The organism is Roseateles sp. (genome assembly GCF_039595595.1).
Taxonomy (GTDB): Bacteria; Pseudomonadota; Gammaproteobacteria; order Burkholderiales; family Burkholderiaceae_C; genus Roseateles.
The window spans coordinates 228,058-249,836 of sequence record NZ_JBCNLG010000005.1 but is presented as its reverse complement, the minus strand read 5'-3'; the positions used below and the strand labels follow the sequence as shown (position 1 = coordinate 249,836).

Annotated in this window: 18 protein-coding genes; 11 read left to right on the top strand and 7 right to left on the bottom strand. The window is 69.9% G+C overall.

What is annotated here, in order from left to right; genetic code table 11:
• Positions 1-144: 144 nt before the first annotated feature.
• A complete protein-coding gene (locus ABDW61_RS09385; RefSeq protein ID WP_343638186.1) occupies positions 145-1,068 on the bottom strand; it encodes a dihydrodipicolinate synthase family protein in 924 nt (307 codons plus the stop codon).
• Between the two features lie 188 nt (positions 1,069-1,256).
• On the opposite strand from ABDW61_RS09385, the gene ABDW61_RS09380 reads away from it, so the two are divergent.
• Both ABDW61_RS09380 and ABDW61_RS09375 read left to right on the top strand, forming a co-directional pair.
• Positions 1,257-2,171 (top strand): LysR family transcriptional regulator, encoded by a 915-nt coding sequence (locus ABDW61_RS09380; protein WP_343638185.1) that lies wholly within the window; start codon positions 1,257-1,259, stop codon positions 2,169-2,171.
• Between the two features lie 201 nt (positions 2,172-2,372).
• Positions 2,373-2,645 carry a hypothetical protein gene (locus tag ABDW61_RS09375; protein ID WP_343638184.1) on the top strand — a complete coding sequence of 91 codons (273 nt, stop codon included), beginning with the start codon at positions 2,373-2,375 and terminating at the stop codon, positions 2,643-2,645.
• A 477-nt stretch (positions 2,646-3,122) separates the two neighbouring features.
• Here the strand turns inward: ABDW61_RS09375 and purB are convergent, their stop codons facing one another.
• Complete coding sequence (gene purB, locus ABDW61_RS09370; protein WP_343638183.1) at positions 3,123-4,490, bottom strand: adenylosuccinate lyase; 1,368 nt, start codon at positions 4,488-4,490, stop codon at positions 3,123-3,125.
• A 146-nt stretch (positions 4,491-4,636) separates the two neighbouring features.
• On the opposite strand from purB, the gene ABDW61_RS09365 reads away from it, so the two are divergent.
• Both ABDW61_RS09365 and ABDW61_RS09360 read left to right on the top strand, forming a co-directional pair.
• A complete protein-coding gene (locus ABDW61_RS09365; RefSeq protein ID WP_343638182.1) occupies positions 4,637-7,489 on the top strand; it encodes a polysaccharide deacetylase family protein in 2,853 nt (950 codons plus the stop codon).
• A gap of 125 nt (positions 7,490-7,614) precedes the next feature.
• Positions 7,615-8,124, top strand: coding sequence for a GNAT family N-acetyltransferase (locus ABDW61_RS09360; protein WP_343638181.1), 510 nt, complete (start codon positions 7,615-7,617; stop codon positions 8,122-8,124).
• Between the two features lie 46 nt (positions 8,125-8,170).
• Here ABDW61_RS09360 and ABDW61_RS09355 read toward each other — a convergent pair whose 3' ends face one another.
• The 3 genes from ABDW61_RS09355 to ABDW61_RS09345 are packed head-to-tail and all read right to left on the bottom strand — an operon-like array spanning position 8,171 to position 11,188.
• Entirely contained in the window at positions 8,171-8,821 is a 651-nt protein-coding gene (locus tag ABDW61_RS09355) for a glutathione S-transferase (RefSeq protein WP_343638180.1), read from the bottom strand.
• A 43-nt stretch (positions 8,822-8,864) separates the two neighbouring features.
• On the bottom strand, positions 8,865-9,992 hold the full coding sequence (locus ABDW61_RS09350) for a M48 family metallopeptidase (RefSeq protein ID WP_343638179.1): 1,128 nt from the start codon (positions 9,990-9,992) through the stop codon (positions 8,865-8,867).
• On the bottom strand, positions 9,992-11,188 hold the full coding sequence (locus ABDW61_RS09345) for a YjgN family protein (protein ID WP_343638178.1): 1,197 nt from the start codon (positions 11,186-11,188) through the stop codon (positions 9,992-9,994). The genes ABDW61_RS09350 and ABDW61_RS09345 overlap by 1 nt, the downstream gene beginning before the upstream one ends.
• 247 nt (positions 11,189-11,435) lie before the next feature.
• Here ABDW61_RS09345 and ABDW61_RS09340 point away from each other — a divergent pair, with 247 nt between their 5' ends.
• The 4 genes from ABDW61_RS09340 to metW all read left to right on the top strand — a co-directional run bounded on the left by ABDW61_RS09340 (position 11,436) and on the right by metW (position 15,996).
• Positions 11,436-12,068, top strand: coding sequence for a glutathione S-transferase C-terminal domain-containing protein (locus ABDW61_RS09340; RefSeq protein WP_343638177.1), 633 nt, complete (start codon positions 11,436-11,438; stop codon positions 12,066-12,068).
• A 99-nt stretch (positions 12,069-12,167) separates the two neighbouring features.
• Positions 12,168-14,039, top strand: coding sequence for a signal peptide peptidase SppA (gene sppA / locus ABDW61_RS09335; RefSeq protein WP_343638176.1), 1,872 nt, complete (start codon positions 12,168-12,170; stop codon positions 14,037-14,039).
• A gap of 188 nt (positions 14,040-14,227) precedes the next feature.
• Positions 14,228-15,415, top strand: a complete 1,188-nt coding sequence (locus ABDW61_RS09330; RefSeq protein WP_343638175.1) for a homoserine O-acetyltransferase — start codon at positions 14,228-14,230, stop codon at positions 15,413-15,415.
• Positions 15,412-15,996, top strand: a complete 585-nt coding sequence (gene metW / locus ABDW61_RS09325) for a methionine biosynthesis protein MetW (RefSeq protein ID WP_343638174.1) — start codon at positions 15,412-15,414, stop codon at positions 15,994-15,996. The genes ABDW61_RS09330 and metW overlap by 4 nt, the downstream gene beginning before the upstream one ends.
• A gap of 27 nt (positions 15,997-16,023) precedes the next feature.
• Here metW and ABDW61_RS09320 read toward each other — a convergent pair whose 3' ends face one another.
• Positions 16,024-17,049, bottom strand: coding sequence for a succinylglutamate desuccinylase/aspartoacylase family protein (locus tag ABDW61_RS09320; protein ID WP_343638173.1), 1,026 nt, complete (start codon positions 17,047-17,049; stop codon positions 16,024-16,026).
• Positions 17,050-17,075: 26 nt separating this feature from the next.
• On the opposite strand from ABDW61_RS09320, the gene ABDW61_RS09315 reads away from it, so the two are divergent.
• The 3 genes from ABDW61_RS09315 to ABDW61_RS09305 all read left to right on the top strand — a co-directional run bounded on the left by ABDW61_RS09315 (position 17,076) and on the right by ABDW61_RS09305 (position 20,604).
• Entirely contained in the window at positions 17,076-17,924 is an 849-nt protein-coding gene (locus ABDW61_RS09315; protein WP_343638172.1) for a lysophospholipase, read from the top strand.
• A 99-nt stretch (positions 17,925-18,023) separates the two neighbouring features.
• A complete protein-coding gene (locus ABDW61_RS09310) occupies positions 18,024-19,499 on the top strand; it encodes a M20 family metallopeptidase (RefSeq protein WP_343638171.1) in 1,476 nt (491 codons plus the stop codon).
• Between the two features lie 82 nt (positions 19,500-19,581).
• The gene (locus ABDW61_RS09305) at positions 19,582-20,604 is read left to right on the top strand and encodes a LysR family transcriptional regulator (RefSeq protein WP_343638170.1); all 1,023 of its coding nucleotides are present in this window, start codon (positions 19,582-19,584) and stop codon (positions 20,602-20,604) included.
• Here the strand turns inward: ABDW61_RS09305 and ABDW61_RS09300 are convergent, their stop codons facing one another.
• On the bottom strand, positions 20,605-21,741 hold the full coding sequence (locus ABDW61_RS09300; protein WP_343638169.1) for a phosphotransferase: 1,137 nt from the start codon (positions 21,739-21,741) through the stop codon (positions 20,605-20,607). It lies immediately after the preceding gene.
• Positions 21,742-21,779: the final 38 nt, after the last annotated feature.

The following is a 21,779-nucleotide window of genomic DNA, read 5'->3' as shown; positions in this document are numbered from 1 at the left end:
CTCGCCGGACGTGTAGGGGTGCCGGGTGACCGAAGTCTTCTTCGTGCCACGGGGCGCCGGCGCGCCACTGATGCCGGTTGTCGGCCACCGACGGCACTGCCGGAGGGCGGCTCGACCGTCTCCCGCAGTGCCCTGGCTTCTCGCTTACTTGGCCAGACCCGCGGAGCGCAAGGCCGCGGCGATTTCCTCGCCAGCGCCCTCCGCCAGCGGCAGCAGCGGGCTGCGCACGGTGGCGTGCTCCAGGATCCCGCGAGCCACCAGGCCGTGCTTGAGCGCGACGGTGCCTTCCATGTGGCTGCCGCGGTGGTACACGTTCCGGGTCACGGGCAAGAGGCGGTCGTGGATGGCACGGGCCTTGGCGTAGTCCTTGGCCTTGCCGGCGGCGATCAGCTCGATCAGCGGTTCCGGGGTCAGGCCTCCGTAGCCGACCAGCGCGCCATCCACGTCGAACATGGTGTGCAGCAGGTACTCGTCGTGGCAGGTCAGGATCTGCAGGTCCGGGCGTTCCTTGCGGATGACAGGGATCTCGGTGTCCCAGCGCTTCATGTTGCGCACGCCGTTCTTCATCGCGAAGACGCCCGGCAGCGCGGCGATGTCCAGCTGCGTCTTCAGGCTGTACGTGGCCTTGGTGGCGTCGGGGTACTGGAACAGGATGAGCGGAAGGCCGCTGGCCTCGTGGATGGCCTTGTAGCGGTCTTGCGGCGCTCCGTCCTGGTAGCCGAAGCGCAGCCAGCCGTGCGACGGATAAACGAGGCCCGCCGAAGCGCCCGCCTTGACCGCGCGCTTGGCTTCTTCGGCCGCGACCTGGGTGCCTTCCAGCGTGATGCCGGCAATGATGGGCAGGCGGTCGCCCACCGACTCGCGGAAGGCTTCGATGACGCGCAGTTGCTCGTCCCGCTCCAGGAAGGTGCCTTCGCCGGCGTGACCCAGAACGGTCAGGCCCTTGACGCCGTCGATACCGCCCAGCCAGCTGCCCAGGCGCTGGATGGCGGCGTAGTCGACGGCGCCGTCGCGGGTGAAGGGAGTGACGGGTGCGGGCACGAGGCCGCGGAGGTCGGGGGCTTGCATGGATGTCTCCTGATGTCGCAGTGCCGGGGATGGGTGGACAACCTGACCGTCTTCTCTCTGTCGCCGGCGTCGCGCCGGTTGCGGAGACGGGTCGGTTGGCGTGAATGTAGAAATCCGTCGACCATCCGCCTAGCCACACGTCAGATGAATCAGCCATGCCAGAATTGGCATATCTCACGGAGACACGCATGAACGTCGCGGCGGTGCGCCTGTTCCTCGAGGTCGTCGAGGCCGGCAGTCTGAGCAAGGTGGCAGCACATCGGCAGACCGCGCAGTCGCACGTCAGCCGCCAGATCACGGAGTTCGAGTCCGGATACGCAGGCCCGCTGTTCCGCCGGACCGGCCGCGGCGTCGTGGTCACCGAGCTCGGCGCGCGCGTGGCAGCCCGGCTGCGTCCCTGGCTTCAGGAGACCGAGCAAATGGCGCTCGAGCTGAAGTCCGATTCCGGACGCATCGTCGGCCGGGTGACGCTGGGCATCATCCCGACGGCGGCGCATCCGCTCACCACCCGCCTGTTCGAGCGGTTGCAAAGCGAGCATCCCGGCATCTCGCTTGACCTGGTGGAGGCGCAAGGGACCGAACTCGATGCGCTTCTGGACAGCCGTTCGTTGGACCTGGCGGTGTTGTTCCGTTTCAGCAAGCCGTCGGGACGAGACGAAAAGCTGCTGTGCAGCGTCAGCACCTACCTGGTCAGTGCCCCGGGGGACCCGCTCACGCGGCAGCCAACGCTGCCCTTCTCGCGACTGAAGGGGCTTCGCCTCGTGCTTCCGCGACGTCCCAGCCATTGGCGCAATGCGCTTGACGAGACCGCCAGGGGACTTGGCTTCCAGTTGGAGCCGGTGGCCGAGGCGGACTCGCTCACGGTGCAACGCACGCTGGCGGCCACCCAGCCCGGGCTGTACGCCATCCTCGGTCCCTACGCCTTCGCGCAGGACCTGCGCGCCGGGACGGTGCAGGCGACGAAGCTCGTGCGGCCGGACCTGATGCGTCACGTGACGCTGGCGACACCGCGGCACGGCAAGCTGACGCCGGCCTGCAAGGTGGCCGCGCAGACCATCCAGTCGCTTGTGAAGTCCTGGGGGAATCAGCTCTCGGAGCCTTGAGGGGACGGCGGCAGTGCGATGTCGCGCTGCCTTCCTGCGCGCAGCCAACTGGCAAGGACTGACCCCGGGTGTGTGTTTCCGCAATGAGGGCTTCACCTGAGCGTGCTCACTCATCGAGGTCATTTCCGCTGATCGGGCCGATCGATTGAATGGAACGCGTCACGACGTTGTGACGTTTCTCAACCTCATCAGGAGATGACCTTGAAGTCCATTCAAATGAGTGATTCCATGGGTATCTGTGAACTGACCGACGAGGTGATCGATCTCGTCCGCGGTGGAGACTCCTGGGCGGGCACGCCGGCGGGCCGCGCCACCGCTGACGGGACCGCCTGTGCCAACACGATCCTCGTGTGGAGCGGCGTCGGAGCAACCATCGGAGGAATCGGCGGCAGCTTCATCAGTGTTCTTGGCGGCTGGGCCATTGGCGGAGGGCTCGCAGCGAAATACTCCCGTGCCTGCAATGCCTCTGTGTGAAGGCCGAAGGTACCGTGTGGGCGGCGGGTGCGTACTTCGGGCGGTTGACCGCGAGGTCGATCTCGGCAGTCGTGCTCGTCCGCCTGTTGCTTCCTCTGCCCGCGTGCTGTTCGGCGTGGTCGTACCCGCTGTTGACGCTTGCCGTTGCCGGAGCGCTCCTCGCCACCGCTGCTATGCACGCCGTCACGACGCCGCTCGTGGCGGGCCTTATCGGAAAGCTCCAGAGACCGGTCCGTAGTCGGGAGGCGGTGATGCTGGGTCTCCTCACCGGATCTGCCGGGGCTGAATCCCTTTGGGCCATCTCTGCATACGCCACGGGACTGGCGCGAGTCTTTCAGACGATGGCGGTCGGATGGGCGCTGTACGCCGCCGTGCGGGTTTGGCAACTGCTGCGGAGGCGATGAGCAAGCCAGTCCCAACGACAAAGGCCCGGCAGAGCCGGGCCTTTGAACGTCATCGACCGCCGTCGCGGACGCGTCAGATCCGCTTGGCCAGCGCCTCGGCCTTGCCGGTGTAGTTGCCCGGCGTCATCGCCAGCAGGCGCTGCTTCTCGGCCTCGGGCAGTTCCAGGCCCTGGATGAACTGCTGGATCGACTCGCGCGTGATCGTCTTGCCGCGCGTCAGCTCCTTCAGCCGCTCGTACGGGTTGGGCAGCGCGTAGCGGCGCATCACCGTCTGGATCGGCTCGGCCAGCACTTCCCACGACGCGTCCAGATCCGCGTCCAGCGCGCCCTGGTTCAGCTCCAGCTTGTCCAGCCCCTTGCTCAGCGAGTCATAGCCCAGCAGCGCATACCCCAGCGCCACGCCCATGTTGCGCAGCACCGTCGAGTCCGTCAGGTCCCGCTGCCAGCGCGAGATCGGCAGCTTCTGGCTCAGGTGCGTCAGCACCGCGTTGGCCAGACCGAAGTTGCCCTCCGCGTTCTCGAAGTCGATCGGGTTGACCTTGTGCGGCATCGTCGACGAGCCGATCTCGCCCGCCTTCGTCTTCTGCTTGAAGTAGCCCAGCGACACATAGCCCCACACGTCGCGCGACCAGTCCACCAGGATGGTGTTGGCGCGCGTGACGGCATCGAACAGCTCGGCCATGTAGTCGTGCGGCTCGATCTGGATCGTGTACGGGTTGAAGGTCAGGCCCAGCTGCTGCTCGATCACCGATTGGCTGAAGGCCTCCCAGTCCGTCTCCGGATAGGCCGACAGATGCGCGTTGTAGTTGCCCACCGCGCCATTCATCTTCGCCAGCAGCTTCACTTCCGCAATCACTTCGCGCGCGCGGCGCAGGCGCGCCACCACGTTCGCGATCTCCTTGCCCACCGTCGTCGGGCTCGCCGTCTGGCCGTGCGTGCGGCTCAGCATCGGATTGGCCGCCATCGCCTGCGCCATCCCGGTCAGCTTGCCGATCACGCGGTCCAGCGCCGGCAGGATCACCTGCTCGCGCGCCGCCTTCAGCATCAGGCCATGGCTGGTGTTGTTGATGTCCTCGCTCGTGCAGGCGAAGTGCACGAACTCGCCCGCCGCCTCCAGCTCCGCCTTGCCGGCGAACTGCTGCTTGATCCAGTACTCCACCGCCTTGACGTCGTGGTTCGTCGTCTTCTCGATGTCCTTGATCGCCTGCGCGTCAGCCTCCGAGAAGTTCGCCACCAGCGCGCGCAGGAACTCGCGCGAACCCGCCGGCAGCGGCTTGAATTCCGCCAGCCCGGCGTCGGACAACGCGATGAACCACTCGATCTCGACCTGCACGCGACGGTGCATCAGGCCGAATTCCGACAGCAGCGGACGCAGCGCGGCCATGCGCGACGCATAGCGGCCATCCAGGGGCGACAGGGCGGTGAGGGCGGAGAGATTCATGGCGCGCGCCGGCCGGAACCGGCCGTTCAGGGGGTGGGACAAACCCGCGGATTCTACAGAGGGGGTCACAATAGCCCCCGCTCCGGGAACCCCGCCGACCGAGGGACGGCGTCCGGCCAGCATCACGCGCCAGTTCGAGGGAAGGCATGCAAGAGAGAAGTCAACGCAAGGGCGCGGTCTGGATGACCGCCTTGTCCGCCGTCGCGTCCGCCGCGGCGATCACGATGCTCGCCGGCTGCGGCAAGTCCGCCGACACGCCCAGGCCGCTGGCCCCGGCCGAGGCCGCGTCCGCCAGCCCCACCGTCAGCGCCACGCTGCGCCAGCAGAGCGACCAGCTGCTCGCCCGCTATCGCCAGATGATCGTGCTGATGGACGGCGAGTCCACGCTCAAGCCCGCCGAGCGCGAGGCCGTCCACGCCGTCGGCCTGCTGCTGTTCCACGACATGCAGGAGAGCATCCGCGCGCTCGAGGACACGGCGGCGAAAAGCACCGATGCCGCCGGCCTGGCCGCGCTGTCCGAGCTGCTTGATCGCGTCGAGCAGGAGCCCTCCTGGTTCGACGCCGACCGCCTGGCGTTCAAGGAGTTCCTGACCCAGTTGTCGCAGCAGCTCTCGACCTCGCAGAGCATCGCCGGCCTGAAGCTGGCCAAGCGCGCAGGCGAGGACCTGACGGTGCTGGCCGAGATCGAGAACACCTACGAGCAGGAATTGCGCGACACCTTCGGCCGCTTCGTGCAGCGCGGCATCGTGCCCAAGCGCGAGAAGTGGACCGACTACGTCGCCAAGCTCAAGGGCCTGTACACGCGCGAACGTATCCTCAAGGACTACGCGACCATCCTGCCCGACCTGCAGGCGCGCCCGAGCGTGACCGCGGACGGCCCCGACGCGGCCCCCGCCACGGCGCCCGCGCCGGCGGCGGCCACGCGCGGCCCCAGCAAGGAGGAGCGCGAGTACTTCGGCCGCCAGCTGCCGCCCAAGACCGTGCTGCTCACCTTCGACGACGGCCCGCATCCGCGCTACACCGACGAGATCCTGGAGATCCTCAAGCGCTATCAGGCGCCGGCCGTGTTCTTCGAGCTGGGCCGCAACCTGGGCAGCGTCGACGCGAACGGCAAGATCAAGCCCGGCCCGGGCAGCGAGGTCGCCAAGCGCGTGCTTGCCGCCGGCCATCCGATCGCGAACCACAGCTTCAGCCACGGCGTGATGTCCAAGTTCGAGCTGGACAAGGTCAAGCAGGAAGCCTCGTCGACCGAGGCGCTGCTCGACGCCGCCGGCCGCGATGGCCAGGCGCTGTTCCGCTTCCCCTACGGCGCGCGCAACGACGCGGCGCTCGGCGCCATCGAGGCGCTCAAGCTGCGCTCGATGATGTGGAACGTCGACTCGCTCGACTGGTCCGACCCGATCCCGAAGTCGATCGCGGCGCGCGTGCTGGGCGAGCTCGGCAAGCAGCAGCGCGGCATCGTGCTCTTCCATGACATCCACGCCCGCACCGTCGAGGCACTGCCGCTGGTGCTGGACCAGCTCAAGGCCGAGGGCTACAGATTCGCGGCCTGGAAGGACGGCAAGATCGTGCCGGTCGACGCGCCGGCCGCGGACGCCGCCGCGCCGGAACTGGCGGGCGCCAATCTCTATCGCGAGAGCTACGCGCTGGTGATCGGCATCGATCAATACAAGACCTGGCCGCGCCTGCAGCATGCGGTGCGCGACGCGCGCGCGATCCAGGAGACGCTGCAGACGCAGTTCGGCTTCAAGCCCGAGAACGTCACCACGCTGACCGATGGCGAGGCCACGCGCGCCAACATCCTGCGCACGCTCAACGGCATGGCGCGCAAGGGCGCGGATGGCAAGCTCAAGCGCGATGACCGCGTGTTCGTGTTCTTCGCCGGCCATGGCAGCACGCGCAAGCTGCCCAGCGGCCGCGACGTCGGCTACATCATCCCGGTCGACGCCGGCACCGACGACCTGCAGACCGACGCGATCGCGATGCCGCAGCTGCAGGAGCTCGGCGAGGCGCTGCCCGCCAAGCATGCGTTCTTCGTGATCGATGCCTGCTACTCGGGCCTGGGCCTGACGCGCGGCGGCGCGCCGGGCGGCAGCGCCAACTTCGTGCGCGACAACGCGCGCCGGCTCGGCCGCCAGATGATGACGGCCGGCGGCGCCGACCAGCAAGTCGCGGACGACGGCCCCGGCGGCCATTCGGTCTTCACCTGGACCCTGCTGCAGGCGCTGTCCGGCAAGGCCGACCTCAATGGCGACGGCCTGATCACCGCCACCGAGCTCGCCGCCTACGTGGCGCCGGCCGTGTCGTCGATCGCGCACCAGACGCCGGCCTTCGGCAGCCTGCCGGGCAGCGAAGGCGGCGAGTTCATCTTCGAGCTCGCCTCCGCGCAGGAGCAGGCGCTGAGCGGCGACAGCAACCAGCTCGATGCCAAGGCCAGCGCGCTGGCCAAGCAGGCCGACGCGGCGCGCGACGCGCAGCTGCAGCCGGTGGCGGCCTCGGCGCCGAGCGGCGCGGCACCCGCGAGCGCCACCGCGGTGCAGGTCACGCTGAAGAACCTGGACGGCACGGACACCGCCATCGCGACCAGCGCGGCGCCGGCCCCGGTGCCGGCGCGCGTGGCCGCGCAACGCGCCAACGACCGCGGCCTGCAGCTCTACAAGGAACGCCGCTACGACGAGGCCGAAGCCGCCTTCACCGAGGCGCTCAAACTGCAGCCCAAGTTCGCGCTGGCGGCCAACAACCTGGGCTTCATCTACTACAAGCGCGACAAGCCGGCCGAGGCCGCGCGCTGGTACCGCAAGGCCATCGAGATGGACGGCAGCCGCGCGCTGGCGCATCTGAACCTGGGCGACGCGCTGCTGCGCGCCGGCGACGACACGGGCGCGCAGGCCGCGTACCGCGCCTTCATCGAGCTGTCGCCCAAGCACGCGCGCAGCGCCGAGCTCAAGGCCTGGGTCGAGCACCCGGACAGCGCGAAGAAGCCGGAGCCGCCGCGCTGAACCGGCCCGGCCGCGGGCGGCCGCCAGGCCGGCGGCAAGCGGGTTGTCCCCGATGCAGGGGGCGCCCGCTTGCTGCTTAATCCGGCCTTTCCCGCTCGGTTCACGACTGGTTACCGCTTCGCCCGATGGTCTCCCTGGCTTCCGATGGCGCCGCACCGCGCCTGATCCGCGTGCATCAGATCGACCCCCTGGCCTGGGCCCCGCTGCTCGCGGCCAGCGAAGCCGAGGGCTGGCAGATGCTGCGCCGGCTGATGGATGAATGGCGCAGCGGCGCCAACCGCTATGAGCAACCCGGCGAATCGCTGTGGGCCTGGTTCGATGCGAACGGGCAGGCGATCGCCGTGGGCGGCCTCAATGTCGAGCCGGCGCCCGGGCGCCCCGGCACCGGCCGCATGCGGCGCTTCTACGTGCATCCCGCGTGGCGCGGGCATGGGCTGGCCAAGCGCCTCGTCAACGCGGTGCTGGCGAGCGCGCAAGGACACTTCAGCCGCCTGCACGTGAATTGCGAAAGCCCCGAATCGGCCACCTTCTGGAGCCGCTGCGGCTTCGCGCCGGTCGACGCGCTGGGCGAGGCGGCGGCGCGACCCGCGCGCTACACCCACGTGCGGCTGCTGCCGCGCTTCCAGGCGGCTTGAGCGAGCCCGGCCGGCGTCAACCGGCTTCTGTCCGCCTCAATCCGCTTCAAACGGCCTTCGGCGGCCAGTGCGCCGCGCACACCTCGGCAACCAGCGGCAGCGCCTCGATGCGCTGCAGCAGCGTGAAGAACGCCGGCCGCGCGGTCTCGAGGTGCTTCCTCGAGCCGGACCATTTCGAGACGATCACCGCCATCGCGTCGAGCGCGCCCGGTGCCGTGCCGCTGAGCCAGGGCCGGCCCGTGAACATGTCCGCGAAGAGCTCCCAATGCCGGTGCAGCCGGTCCTTGGTGCCCGCGATGATCGCGTCGTGATCGTCCTTTGCGGTCCGCGTCGTGTAGCGCCCGGGGTAGTCGATGATGCTGATGCAGCTGTAGCAGTTGGCCGCGATGTAGACCAGTCCGCGCAGGATCTGGTCGCGCTGCCGGTCGTCGTCGCCGAGCAGGCGCGCCGCCGGAAAGCGCAGGCCCAGGTGCATCAGGATCGCGCCGCTCTCGCTCAGCACCTCGCCTTCCGGGGTGCGCAGCGTGGGGATCTGCATCAGCGGATTGAGCGCGCGCAGCGCGGCCTGCTCCGAGCCGTTCTCCCACGACGAGGCATGCACGGTCCGGTAGGCCTGGCCGCACCAGCGCAATCCGATCTCGGCGATCGCCGAGCCCGAGCCCTGGGTGCCATAGAGAACGTAGCCGCTGTCGCTCATCTCGCGCTCCTTTGAAGGGGGAGCGGCGAGTGTAGGACCCGGGTCAGCGCTCGAAGAAGCGCATCCGTTCCTCGTCGGCCGGGTGCGAGCTGAACGCGATGCGCAGCATCTCGCCGGCGCCCGCCTTCGCGGCGTCGCGCATGTCGCGTGCGACGCCCTTGGGCTCGGAGGCCGCCGCCTGCTTCGCCTGCGCTTCGCGCTCGCGGCGCCAGTCGCCCAGGCGCTCGAACAGCAACAGCATCGACCGCGGCGAGCGGCCGCTGTCGATCAGCAACTGCCGCGCCTGCGCGTCCGCCGCGCGCTCGAAGTCGCGCGAGTAGCTGGCGTTCATCAGGATCGTCGGCGCGCCGGCCAGCACGCTGGAGAAGTCGCCGATCGCCACGCCCAGCAGCGCGCCCACCAGCGTCGCGCGCATCGTCAGCCGCATGCCGTGCTGCTCGCGCACATGGCCCAGCTCGTGCGCGAGCACGCCCAGCACCGCGTCGGGCTGATCGCCCAGCAGCTTCAGCAATTCGTCGGTGACGACGATGTGCCCGCCCGGCAGCGCGAACGCGTTCGGACCGAGCGCGCGCCCGGTGTCGCGGAAGTGCAGCTGATAGTTGGCCGGCAGGTCGGGCTGGCTCGCGACCATCATCGCGAAGCGCTGGCGCCATTCGCGCTGCTCGGCCTCGGGGATGCGGCTCGGCTTGAGCAGGAAGCCCTCGAGCTGCTCGAGCGCGTGATCGCCGATGGACTGCTCGATCGTCGCGGGCACGTGGCGCGCGACGGTGTCGGCCACCGCGGGCACGCCCCAGTGCCAGGTCGCCGCGGCCACGGCCACCACCGCCACCAGGGCGACGGCGGTGTGCCGCCAGCTGGAGAACCAGGTCGCCGCCAGCCCCGTGCCGAGCCCGCGGCCGTCCGTCGCGGCGAGGACCCAGTCATCCCAGGCGCCGGCGTCCTGCGTCGTCAGCACGCCGCCGTCAGGCAGCTGCGCCTGCCGCCGGCCGTGGCGCGTGCGCTCCGGCCACAGCACCTGCCGGACGGGGTAGCGGCGCTCGACGGTTGCCAGGTCCTGGTCATGGACGACCAACTGGTCCTGCTCCAGCCACAGCCGGACCGGCCGCGCGCGGGCGCTGCGGCCATCGAAGTAGTCCGCCCGCAGCGACGGCGCGGCCGTGTCCCCGCCCATCACAGACCCATGTCGATGCCGAAGAAGTCGCCGGCGAATTCGCCCGCGGCTCCCGGGTTCTCGCTGGCCTGGCCGGCGACCCAGGCGTCGGCGTCGCCGTCCATGGTCAGGCTGACGGCCTCCAGCCGCAGCCGCGTCGTGTGCACGACCGCGAAGGGGCGGTACAGGCCGAGCGTGACCGCCGTCAGCAGCCAGTTCTTCAGCGTCAGGCCCACCAGCGGTCCGAGCGGCAACTGGCTCGTGAACGCCAGGTCCTGCGAGGTGGTGGCGTTCCACAGCAGGTTCTGGAAGCGCGCGGTGAAGAACGGGCCGATCACCGCGAAGTACACGAGGTAGCCGGCCGCGCCCAGCACGAAGGCGAGGATCAGGCCGACGAACTTGGATTTCACGACGACCGCGCTCGCGCCCAGGACCAGCGCCATCACCAGACCGGTGGCGAAGGCCACGAGCAGCGACAGGCCGAAGGCCTTCAGGCACAGCCAGTACACCGAGCCGGTCGACATCGACAGCTCGCCCTGCTGGCCGGCGATGCGGTAGCCGCGGTGCTGGTAGCGCTTGATCATCGTGAGGATCCACGGCGTGCACAGGCCGGCCAGCAGCATCGCGCCCAGCACGGTCATCTCGATCACGCCGAAGCGCGGTCTGCCGTCGGCGGCGATGCCGGCGGGGCCGCCGATGGCCTGCGCCGCCAGGATCACGCCGGAGCCGATCCACAGCGGCAGGAAGGCCGCGTACGCGCCCTTGAGCGAACCGTTGAAGCCCAGTCTCAGTCCGCGCCAGGCCGTGTTGCCCAGGCGGAACTGCAGCCCGGCGCGCCACAGCGCCGGCCAGATCAGGGCCAGGATGCCGAAGGCCACCAGCCCGGCCACCGGCGAGAAGTGCCCCGCCGCCGAGTAGGCGCCCATGAGCACCATCAGAAGCACGTGGCCGCGGAACATCTTCCAGGGATCGCCGTGGAAGGTCAGCGCGTGGCCGTCGACCAGCGTGTTGGCATAGAAGTAGCGGATCCTGCGCGCCTTGGCGAATGGCCAATACAAGGTCGCGGTGACGATCGTCAGGAGCAGGTTGACGATCCAGATGCGGAAGTACTCGCTGCCCGACCCGGTGAAGCGGATGTCGAGCTTGCGTTTGCGGAACTCCGATTGCGGCCACCCGGTCAAACCGCCGGTAGCCGCACTTTCCTGGTGCTGTGACATGGATTCCCTCTCTCTGTGCTGTGCACGCGGTGGTGCTCTGTTGCCCGTTGGCGGGCTCTTGTGTGTCCATGGCGGCTTCGCTGTTCGACTTGACGTCGCCGCAAGGCCGCCGGCCCGCTCCTCCGCGGGGCGGGCGAGAGTGTGCGTCACCGGCGCAGGGGACGGCAATACACCCAAATGAGGGCGGCGGCACCGTTGCATCCGGGAGTCAGCCGAGGGAAGCGACTCGCTAGAATCCGCCGACACCATGAAGCTCATCGGATCCCTCACCAGCCCCTACGTCCGCAAGGTCCGCATCGTCATGGCGGAGAAGAAGCTCGACTACCAGTTCGAGCTGGAAGACGTCTGGGGCAGCGACAACATCCTCAAGATGAACCCGCTCGGCAAGGTGCCGTGCCTGGTCATGGAGGGACAGGATTCGATCACCGGCGCGATGTTCGATTCGCGCGTCATCGTCGAATACGTGGACACGCTCTCCCCAGTGGGCCGTCTGATCCCGGACCGCGGCCGCGAGCGCTGCGAGGTCCGCACCTGGGAAGCGCTGGCCGATGGCCTGATCGACGCCTGCGTCGCGGCGCGCCTGGAGCACACCTGGTCCGGCCGCGCGCCGGGCGAGCGCAGCGAGGCCTGGGTCAAGCGCCAGATGACCAAGGTGCATGCGTCGCTGCAGGCGATGGGCCTGGGACTGGGCGAGAAGACCTGGTGCTCCGGCAACCACTTCACGCTGGCCGACGTCGCGCTCGGCTGCGCGCTGGGCTATCTGGACTTCCGCTTCGCGCAGATCGACTGGCGCGCCGCGCACCCGAACCTGGCCAGGCACTTCGACAAGCTCATGACGCGCCAGAGCTTCCAGGACACGCTCCCGCCGGCCGGCGCCTGATACTTTCCGCCGCGGTTGTCGACTGGGCCCACAATCGCCCGATCCGGCTCGAGATCCGAGCCGGTCTGACATTCCGTTGACGGACCCTGGGAGGACTGGATGGGTGTGAAGCGAGCGTTGGCGCCGATCGGGCGTCTCTTCGGCCGGCTGTGGTGGTTCCTGGACGGGACCCGGCGCGTGGTGTTCACGCTGCTGTTCTGGCTGATCGTGATCGGCCTGATCTGGGCCTCCACGCGCGGCGCCAAGCCGCTGCAGGACAAGACCACGCTGGTGCTGGACATCCAGGGCGAGGTCGTCGAGCAGTTCTCCGGCTCTCCGCGCGATCAGGCGATCGCGCAGATCAAGGGCGAGAACCGCGCCCAGACCCGGCTGCGCGACATCGTGCGCGCGCTCGACGCGGCCGCCAAGGACGACAAGATCGCGCAGGTGCTGGTCGACCTGGACCAGATGGGCTCGGCCACGCCGGCCGCGCTGCACGAGATCGAGGCGGCGATGACCCGCTTCAAGGCCAGCAGGAAGCCGCTGGTGGCGTACGGCAACGCCTATGACCAGCGCGCGTATTACGTGGCCGCGCAGGCCTCCGAGGTCTATGTCCATCCGATGGGCGGCGTCCTGATCGAGGGCTACGGCCGCTACCGCAACTACTACAAGGACGCGCTGGACCGCCTGGGCATCGCGCCCAACGTGATGCGGGTGGGCACCTACAAGAACGCGGTCGAACCCTATTTCGCCAACGGTCCGTCGAAGGCGACGCTGGAGGCCGAGGGCTACCTCTACGACGAGCTGTGGGCCCGCTATCAGGCCGGTGTCGAGGCGGCGCGCAAGCTGCCCAAGGGCGCGATCCAGCGCGCGATCGACGAGTTGCCGCAGCGCCTGGCGGCGGTCAACGGCGATCCGGGCAAGTTCGTGCTGGCCGAGAAGCTGGTCGACGGCCTGAAGACGCAGGACGAGATCGATGCGCTGCTCGAGAAGCGCGGCGCCAAGGACGACAAGCACCTGCGCAGCATCCATCTCGGCGCCTATGTGGCGCAGCTGCCGCCGAAGCTGCCGGCGGCCGAGGGCCAGGTCGGCATCATCGTGGCCGAGGGCGAGATCGTCGACGGCAATGCCGGTCCGGGCAAGATCGGCGGGGAGTCGATGTCCAAGCTGATCCGCCAGGCGCGCGAGGACGACAAGATCAAGGCCATCGTGCTGCGCGTGAATTCGCCGGGCGGCAGCGCCTTCGCGTCGGAGCTGGTGCGGCGCGAACTCGAGGTGACGCGCGCGGTCGGCAAGCCGGTGGTGATCTCGATGGGCGGTGTCGCGGCCTCGGGCGGCTACTGGATCTCGATGGCGTCCGACGAGGTCATCGCCGATCCGTCGACGATCACCGGCTCGATCGGCGTGTTCGGCATGCTGCCCACCGGCGAGAAGCTGCTGGACAAGCTGTCGATCCACACCGGCGGCTACACGACCACCTGGCTGGCGAGCGGTTATGACCCGCGGCGGCCGCTGGATCCGCGGCTGGCGCAGGTGGTGCAGTCGTCGATCGAGCACATCTATGCCGAGTTCACCGGCAAGGCGGCGCAGGCGCGCAAGAAGACGCCGCAGCAGATCGATGCCGTGGGTCAGGGCCGGGTGTGGACGGGCGCGCAGGCGCTCGAGCGCGGGCTGGTCGATCGCAACGGCCTGCTGGCCGACGCGGTGGCGAGCGCCGCCAGGCGCGCCAAGCTGGGAGACGATCCCACGGTGCGCTACGTCGAGCCCGAGCGCAGCACGGTCGATCGCATCCTGACCAGCGTCGGCGACGCGGCCGCGCCCTCGCTGCGCGGCATGGTGATGCATGCGCTGGGCGGTCTGCCCGCGATGCCCGCGCCGCTGCAGGAGGCTCAGGCCGACATGAGCTGGCTGGCCGAGCAGGCGCAGGCGGGCCCGGCGGGCAGCAAGCCGCCGGTGCGAGCGATCGTGCATTGCCTCTGCACGGCGCCCTGAGCGCGCGGCGGGTGGCTCCGGGGCCGGCGGGACCTGGAGCCGTGGCTATACTCCCGCCCCATGGCGCCGATTTGTCCGGCTTGCGGGCGCCCAAGAAATGCAGCTAAAGAGGGACACCCGATCCACGGATCGAGACCCGGTGTTCCGCTTCAAGCAGCGGCGCCGGGTTTTGCTTTTTGAGGTGTTCCATGGGATCTGTCGGTGACGTCACACCGCAGCGCTTGTTGTTCGATGAGCCGCTGACCCTGCGCAGCGGGGCCCGGCTGGGCGGCTACGAACTGATGGTCGAGACCTACGGCCGTCTGAACGAGGACAAGTCCAATGCGGTGCTGGTGTGCCATGCGCTGAATGCGAGCCACCACGTGGCCGGCACGCATGCCGGCGTCGAGAAGAGCGAGGGCTGGTGGGACAACCTGGTCGGGCCGGGCAAGCCGCTCGACACGGACCGCTTCTTCGTCATCGGCATCAACAACCTGGGCTCGTGCTTCGGCTCGACGGGCCCGATGCATCTGAATCCGGCCACCGGCCGCGTCTACGGCGCGGATTTCCCGGTGGTGACGGTGCATGACTGGGTCGACGCGCAGGCGCGGGTGCTGGATCGCTTCGGCATCCGCCAGCTGGCGGCGGTGCTGGGCGGCTCGCTGGGCGGGATGCAGGCGCTGGACTGGTCGCTGCGCTATCCGGACCGGATGCGCCACTGCATCGCGGTCGCGACGGCGCCCAACCTGTCGGCGCAGAACATCGCGTTCAACGAGGTCGCGCGGCGCGCGATCATCACCGACCCCGAATTCCACGATGGCTTTTTCTACGAGCATGGCGTCGTGCCGCGCCGAGGCCTGCGGGTGGCGCGGATGATCGGCCACATCACCTACCTGAGCGACGACGTGATGGAAGAGAAGTTCGGCCGCCAGATGCGGGCGGCGGAGCTGGGTTACTCGACCTCGGACATCGAGTTCCAGATCGAGAGTTACCTGCGCTATCAAGGCGACAAATTCAGCGAGTACTTCGACGCCAACACCTATCTGCTGATCACGCGGGCGCTGGACTACTTCGACCCGGCGCGCGAGCACGGCGGCGACCTGAGCCGCACCTTCGCGAGCGCGCTGTGCAAGTACCTGGTGGTGAGCTTCACGACGGACTGGCGCTTCTCGCCGGCGCGCTCGCGGGAGATCGTCAAGGCGCTGCTGGACAACAAGCGCGACGTCTCCTATGCCGAGATCGATGCGCCGCACGGCCACGACGCCTTCCTGCTGGAGGATCCGCGCTACCACGGTGTGCTGCGCGCCTACTTCGACCGGATCGCGAAGGAGCACGAACGTACGGTGCCAGGCGCGACGGCGCAGGTCTCGCATCGGCTGGCGGGAGTGGCGGTATGAGCGATCGGGCCGTGATGGACATGATCGCCGAGCTGGTCCCGGCGGGCTCGCGCGTGCTGGACCTGGGCTGCGGCACCGGCGAGCTGCTGGCCCATCTGCAGGAGACCAAGGGCTGCACGGGCTATGGCGTGGAGCTCGACGATGCGAATGTGCTGGCCTGCGCGCAGCGCGGCGTCAACGTGATCCAGCTCAACCTGGAGGAGGGGCTGGCGATCTTCGAGGACCAGAGCTTCGACGTCGTGCTGCAGCTGGAGACGCTGCAGAACCTGCGCAACACCGAGGCGATGCTGCGCGAGACCGCGCGGGTCGGGCGCATCGGCGTGGTGAGCTTCCCGAACTTCGCGCACTGGCCCAACCGGCTGCAGGTGCTGCAAGGCCGGATGCCGGTCACGCGGGTGCTGCCGTACCAGTGGTACGACACGCCCAACATCCGCGTCGGCACCTACGCCGACTTCCAGATCCTGGCGCGCAAGTGCGGGCTGCGGGTGCTGGACAGTTTCGGCGTGCAGGCGGGCCGCCAGGTGCGCATGCTGCCCAACCTGATGGCCAGCATGGCGGTGTTCAAGTTCGATCGGGATTGAGGGGCAGGGCCGAGCGCCTCTCTCGCGTTACTCCTCGTAGCGCCCCAGCCTCACCATCGTCTGCCCCGCCTGGCCGGCGCGCCGCGACGGCATGATCAGCACGCACGCGTCGTGCGGCGTGATCCAGCGCCGCGCGCCGTCCTCGGCCAGCGGCGTCCCCGCCTCCGGGATCACCATCAGGTGATGCGTCGGCATCAGGAAGCGGAAGTCCGCGCTCGCCGCCGTCACGGCCTCGCCGACACGCACCAGCCGCTGCCGCGCCGGCGCCGGCGCGCGCAGCCGCCCGCGCGTCCAGGCCTCATCGGCCATCCCCAGATGGCGCAGGAAGCGCGCCGTCACGTCGATCGCCAGGTCCGCGCTCGCGGGCTCCCAGTGGGCGCCGCATTCGACCAGCACCGCCTGCCGCCCGCTCGCCGGATCGGCGAAGCCGCCCCGGTCGATCATCCGCAGTCCGGCCGCATGGCCCGTGTCCACCAGCAGCGTCTGCGGCTGGCCCAGCGCCCGCGCCAGCGGCACGCTCTTGTCCGTCATGCCGCAGATCGTCAGCGCCGGCGCGCCGGGCTCCTGCATCGAGTGCAGGTCCAGCAGCACGTCCGCCGCGTCGACGAAGGGCGCGAGCTCGCGAGCCCGCCGCAGCTCCGCCGAGTCGCGCGATCCGCGCAGCACCGCGTCGTCCCAGACGCGGTTCATGTCCTCGTCGACGCAGCGCGAGGCGAAGGGCTCCAGCGGATCGAAGCGTCCGAAAGCCTCGACGTTCGCGAACGCCAGCACCAGCCGGCCGCGCGCGGGCCTGAACGCCTCGCGCAGCAGGCCATCCAGCGCGATCGCGCCGCACAGCTCGTTGCCATGCGTCAGTGCCACCACCATCGCCGACGGCCCCGGCCGCCCCGAGTCGAGCACGTGCACGAACTCGGCGTCCGTCCCCGTGCCGCGCCGCCAGCGCTCGATCGGCGGCGGCTGCAGCCGGACCTCCGGGTGGAAGGGCGGGAAGGGCTCGAGCAGGGCAGGCGTCATCGGCGTCGAAACGTGGGGGTGTCCACGGCGATCAGGCATGGCGGGCGATCCTACACTCCGGGCCCATGAAGACCTTGACCGGCCATGACGGCCTCCCGCTGCACTGGCGGGAATGGGGCGCCGACCTGTCGCTCCCCACCCGCGGCTCCGTGCTGATCGTCCACGGGCTCGGCGAGCACATCGGCCGCTACGAAGCCCTCGCCCAGCGGCTCAATGACTGGGGCTGGCATGCCGCCGGCTTCGACCAGCGCGGTCATGGCGCTTCCGGCGGCCCGCGCGGCGACGTTCCGCGCCACGACAGCCTGCTGCTCGACCTCGCCGCCGCCATCGACAGCCTGCGCGCCGACCAGCGCAAGGGCCGCGGTCCGCTGATCCTGCTGGGCCACAGCATGGGCGGCGCGGTGGCGGCGCGCTTCGTCGCGGGCGCGCTCGAGCAGGCGCCCTGGTCACGCCCCGTCGACGGCCTGGTCCTGAGCTCCCCGGCGCTGGACGCCGGCCTGTCCGCCTTCCAGCGCGGCCTGCTCGGCGCCACGCTGCCGCTGGTGCCGCACCTGGCGGTGGGCAACGGGCTCAACCCGGGCTGGGTCTCGCGCAGCGCCGACGTCGTCCAGGCCTACAAGGACGATCCGCTGGTCCATGACCGCATCACGCCGACGCTGGCGAAGATGATCGCGTCCTTCGGCCCCGAGACGCTGCCGCTGGCCCCGCGCTGGGCCACGCGCACGCTGCTGATGTGGGCCGGCGCCGACCGCTGCGTCGCGCCGGCCGGCAGCGCCGCGTTCGCCGCGGCGGCCGCCGCCACGGGCCGGGTGCAGGCGGTGCCCTTCCCGGGCCTGGCACACGAGATCTTCAACGAGCCTGAGCGCGAGCAGGTCTTCGCCCGGCTGCGCGCCTGGCTGGACGCACGCTCCTAGAATCGCCCGATCCACCCCCAACCCGTCCGGAATCGCCGGCGCGATTCCGCGCGGCGCCCGGGCCCGCCAGGCGGCCGACCGGCCGCGCAGGAGATCCGCATGAACGCACGTGATCCGTCGTTGCCGCTGCAAGCCGATGAAATCAGCGCCCTGGGCGCCTTCGCCGAAAAGGTGTGGGACCAGGAGATCGTCCCCGCGCTCAGCGACTACATCGCCATTCCCGCCAAGAGCCCGATGTTCGACGCGGACTGGCAGTCCCACGGCTACATCGAGCGCGTCGTGCGCGACGCCGCGCAGTGGGTGGAGAGCAAGAAGATCCCCGGCCTCAAGCTGGAAGTCATCCGCCTGGAGGGCCGCACGCCGGTCATCTTCTTCGAGCTGCCCGCGACCAAGGCGGGCGGCGACGACACCGTCGTGCTGTATGGCCACCTCGACAAGCAGCCCGAATTCAATGGCTGGCGCGCCGACCTCGGCCCCTGGACGCCGAAGTACGAGGACGGCAAGCTCTACGGCCGCGGCGGCGCCGACGACGGCTACGCGATCTACGCCTCGATCACCGCGCTGATGGCGCTGGACCAGCAGGGCGTGCCGCGCCCGCGCTGCGTCGGCCTGATCGAGACCTGCGAGGAATCGGGCTCCTACGACCTGCCGGCCTACATCGACGTGCTCAAGCCGCGCCTGGGCAATGTCTCGCTGGTGGTGTGCCTGGACTCCGGCGCCGGCGACTACGACCGCCTCTGGATGACGACCTCGCTGCGCGGCATGGTCTCGGGCGTGCTCAAGGTCGAGGTGCTGACCGAGGGCATCCACTCCGGCGACGCCTCGGGCGTGGTGCCGTCCTCGTTCCGCATCCTGCGCCAGGTGCTGGACCGGCTGGAGGATTCCAGGACCGGCCGCCTGCTGCCCGAGTCCTTCCACTGCGAGATCCCCGGCGTGCGCGTCGAGCAGGCGCAGGCGACCGCCGCGATCCTCAAGGAGGAGGTCTACAAGCGACTGCCCTGGGCCTGCGGCGCGGACGGCGGCCCGGTGCTGCCGGTGACCTCGGACCCGGTCGAGGTGCTGCTGAACCGCACCTGGCGGCCGACGCTGTCGGTGACCGGCGTGGATGGATTCCCCGAGCTCAAGAACGCCGGCAACGTGCTGCGCCCGTACACCGCGTTCAAGCTGTCGCTGCGCCTGCCGCCGCTGATCGACGGCAACGAGGCCGCGCTGCGGCTCAAGGCGCTGCTCGAGGACAACGCCCCCTACAACGCCAAGGTCAGCTTCGTGCCCGACGGCCGCGCCGGCGCCTATGGCGCCACCGGCTGGAACACGCCCGAGCTGTCCTCGTGGCTGAGCCAGGCGCTGGACGACGCCAGCCAGGCGCATTTCGGCCAGCCGGTCGGCTACATCGGGCAGGGCGGCACGATCCCCTTGATGAGCATGCTGCAGAAGGGCTTCCCGGCGGCGCAGATGATGGTCTGCGGCGTGCTGGGTCCCAAGAGCAATGCCCATGGCCCCAACGAGTTCCTGCACGTGCCCTATGGCAAGCGCCTGACCGCCGCGGTGGCGCAGGTGATCGCCGCGCACCCCTGACGGCGCCGGGCCGCGGCCCGCTCGCCGACCGACGTTGAAAGAGGCGGCCCGCCACGCGCGGCGCCCGCCCGAAGGAGACGGGATGGATCAGGTCAAGGCCATGCGGGTGTTCACCCGCGTGATCGACGAGGGCAGCCTCGCCGGCGCCGCGCGGGCGCTGGACCTGGCGCCGGCCGTGGTGACGCGGCTGGTGGCCGACCTCGAGGAGCACCTCGGCGCGCGGCTGCTCAACCGCACGACGCGGCGCCTGTCGCTGACCGATGTCGGCGAGGGCTACCTGGAGCGCTGCCGCCGCATCCTCAGCGACATCGAGGAAGCCGAGGCGCTGGCCTCCGCCGCCGTCAACGAGCCGCGCGGCAACCTGCGCGTGCTGATGCCGCCGGCGATCGCGATCCACCAGCTGGCGCGGCACATGGCCCGCTTCCATGCGCTGTATCCGCTGGTCAGCGTCGAACTGGTCGCGCCGGGGCCGGTGGACACGATCGACGAGAGCTTCGACGTCACCATCATCTCGACGCGCAGCCCGCTGCAGGGCGACTTCATCGCCCGCAAGCTGGCCAACACCGAGGTCATCATGTGCGCCTCGCCCGAATACCTCGGGCGGCGCGGCCGGCCGCAGCATCCCTCCGAGCTCAAGCAACACGACGTGCTGCTGCCGCCGATCCACGAGCTGGCGCGTGGCGTGACCTTCGAGCGCTGCGGCGCCGACGGATTGACCGCCGAGAGCTATTTCGCGATCCCGTCGCGGCCGGTGATGACGACCTCCTCGGTCGACACCAAGTACGCCTGCGCGCTGCACGGGCTGGGCGTGGCGGGGCTGCCGTCCTTCGTCGTCGGCGACGCGCTGATGGAGGGGGCGCTGGAGCGCGTGCTCTCGCAATGGCGCATCTACAACTACCAGCTGTGGGCGGCGATGCCCACGCGCAAGTTCGTCCCGGCGCGCACTCGCGCGTTCATGGACTTCCTGATCGAGATCTTCGGCGGCCGGGACGAGGATCCGTGGCTGGCCGCCGCGGGCTGCCCGACTTACCTGGCGGCGCAGGAGCTGCTCGCCGCGCGGGCGGCCAAGGAAGCCAGGACGGCCGCGCCCGCCGCTGGCGACTGATCAGCGCAGGCTGAAACCGGTCTGCGTGTACTGCGGCTGCAGGTCCTCGATGAGGCGCAGCAGCGGCGACAGCTCGACATAGCGCGTCGCCGTCTTCACGACGTAGGCGTAGAAGCGCGGCAGGTCCTCGGCGTAATGCGGCTTGCCGTCGCGGTGCTTGAGGCGGCAGAAGATGCCCATGATCTTGAGCTGGCGTTGCAGCACGGTCCATTCCAGGCGGCGCCAGAACAGGCCGAAGTCGAGCGCCATTTCATGCGGGTCCTCGCCGGACGGATCGGCCGGATCCGGGCCGAACAGGCCGGCCTGACGCGCGCCTTCCCAGTAGCGGACGGCCCAGTCGAGCTCCTCGGCTTCCTCCCAGGAAATGAAGGCGTCGCGCAGCAGCGAGGCGATGTCATAGGTGATGGGGCCCATCACCGCGTCCTGGAAGTCCAGGATGCCCGGCGTGCCGGCATCAGCCGGGCAGACCATCAGATTGCGCGGCATGTAGTCGCGGTGCATCGGCACCCGCGGCTGCGCCGCGATGTTGGCCGCCAGCAGCGTCACCGTGCGGTCCCAGTAGCCGCGCTGCTTCTCGTCCCACTGCCGGCCGTGGTGGGCCTGGACGCACCAGTCGACGAAGATCTGCAGCTCGCGGCGCACGAAGGCCTCGTCGAAGGGCGGCAGGGCGCCGTCGGCGCGCGCGGCCTCGCAGGACTGCCAGCGCAGCAGCGCCGCGGTCGCGTCGCGCATCAGCGCCTGCGGCCGGGTCATGTCGCCGTCGCGCTGGGCCTGCAGCAGGGCGTCGATGTAGGAGCCGGTGCCCAGGTCCTCCATCAGCGCGAAGCCCAGCGCCGCGTCATGCGCCAGCAGCGCCGGCACGTGCAGGCCGCAGCCGGCCATGAGCTGACCGACCTCGACGAAGCGCGTCAGCTGGTTCGGCTGCGCGGGATCGTCCATCACGATCAGGGTGCGGCCGTCCGCGGTGGCGATGCGCAGGTAGCGCCGGAATCCCGCGTCGCTGCTGGCGGCGGCCAGCGTCCCGGGCAGCAGGCCATGCGTGGCCACCAGCGGCGCCAGCCAGAGTTGGAAGCGGCCGGCGCGATCGGCATCGGGCCAGAGCGCCGTGGCGGCGGGGAAAGCGGGAGCGGTCGTCATCGGGCGCGGGGCGTAGAAGCGGAAGGGGCCGCTGCGGC

Coding starts and splice junctions, on each gene's coding strand:
- ABDW61_RS09385 (WP_343638186.1), bottom strand. CDS start 1,068: ATGCAAGCCCCCGACCTCCGCGGCCTCGTGCCCGCACCCGTCACTCCC.
- ABDW61_RS09380 (WP_343638185.1), top strand. CDS start 1,257: ATGAACGTCGCGGCGGTGCGCCTGTTCCTCGAGGTCGTCGAGGCCGGC.
- purB (WP_343638183.1), bottom strand. CDS start 4,490: ATGAATCTCTCCGCCCTCACCGCCCTGTCGCCCCTGGATGGCCGCTAT.
- ABDW61_RS09365 (WP_343638182.1), top strand. CDS start 4,637: ATGCAAGAGAGAAGTCAACGCAAGGGCGCGGTCTGGATGACCGCCTTG.
- ABDW61_RS09360 (WP_343638181.1), top strand. CDS start 7,615: ATGGTCTCCCTGGCTTCCGATGGCGCCGCACCGCGCCTGATCCGCGTG.
- ABDW61_RS09355 (WP_343638180.1), bottom strand. CDS start 8,821: ATGAGCGACAGCGGCTACGTTCTCTATGGCACCCAGGGCTCGGGCTCG.
- ABDW61_RS09350 (WP_343638179.1), bottom strand. CDS start 9,992: ATGGGCGGGGACACGGCCGCGCCGTCGCTGCGGGCGGACTACTTCGAT.
- ABDW61_RS09345 (WP_343638178.1), bottom strand. CDS start 11,188: ATGTCACAGCACCAGGAAAGTGCGGCTACCGGCGGTTTGACCGGGTGG.
- ABDW61_RS09340 (WP_343638177.1), top strand. CDS start 11,436: ATGAAGCTCATCGGATCCCTCACCAGCCCCTACGTCCGCAAGGTCCGC.
- sppA (WP_343638176.1), top strand. CDS start 12,168: ATGGGTGTGAAGCGAGCGTTGGCGCCGATCGGGCGTCTCTTCGGCCGG.
- ABDW61_RS09330 (WP_343638175.1), top strand. CDS start 14,228: ATGGGATCTGTCGGTGACGTCACACCGCAGCGCTTGTTGTTCGATGAG.
- metW (WP_343638174.1), top strand. CDS start 15,412: ATGAGCGATCGGGCCGTGATGGACATGATCGCCGAGCTGGTCCCGGCG.
- ABDW61_RS09320 (WP_343638173.1), bottom strand. CDS start 17,049: ATGCCTGATCGCCGTGGACACCCCCACGTTTCGACGCCGATGACGCCT.
- ABDW61_RS09315 (WP_343638172.1), top strand. CDS start 17,076: ATGAAGACCTTGACCGGCCATGACGGCCTCCCGCTGCACTGGCGGGAA.
- ABDW61_RS09310 (WP_343638171.1), top strand. CDS start 18,024: ATGAACGCACGTGATCCGTCGTTGCCGCTGCAAGCCGATGAAATCAGC.
- ABDW61_RS09305 (WP_343638170.1), top strand. CDS start 19,582: ATGGATCAGGTCAAGGCCATGCGGGTGTTCACCCGCGTGATCGACGAG.
- ABDW61_RS09300 (WP_343638169.1), bottom strand. CDS start 21,741: ATGACGACCGCTCCCGCTTTCCCCGCCGCCACGGCGCTCTGGCCCGAT.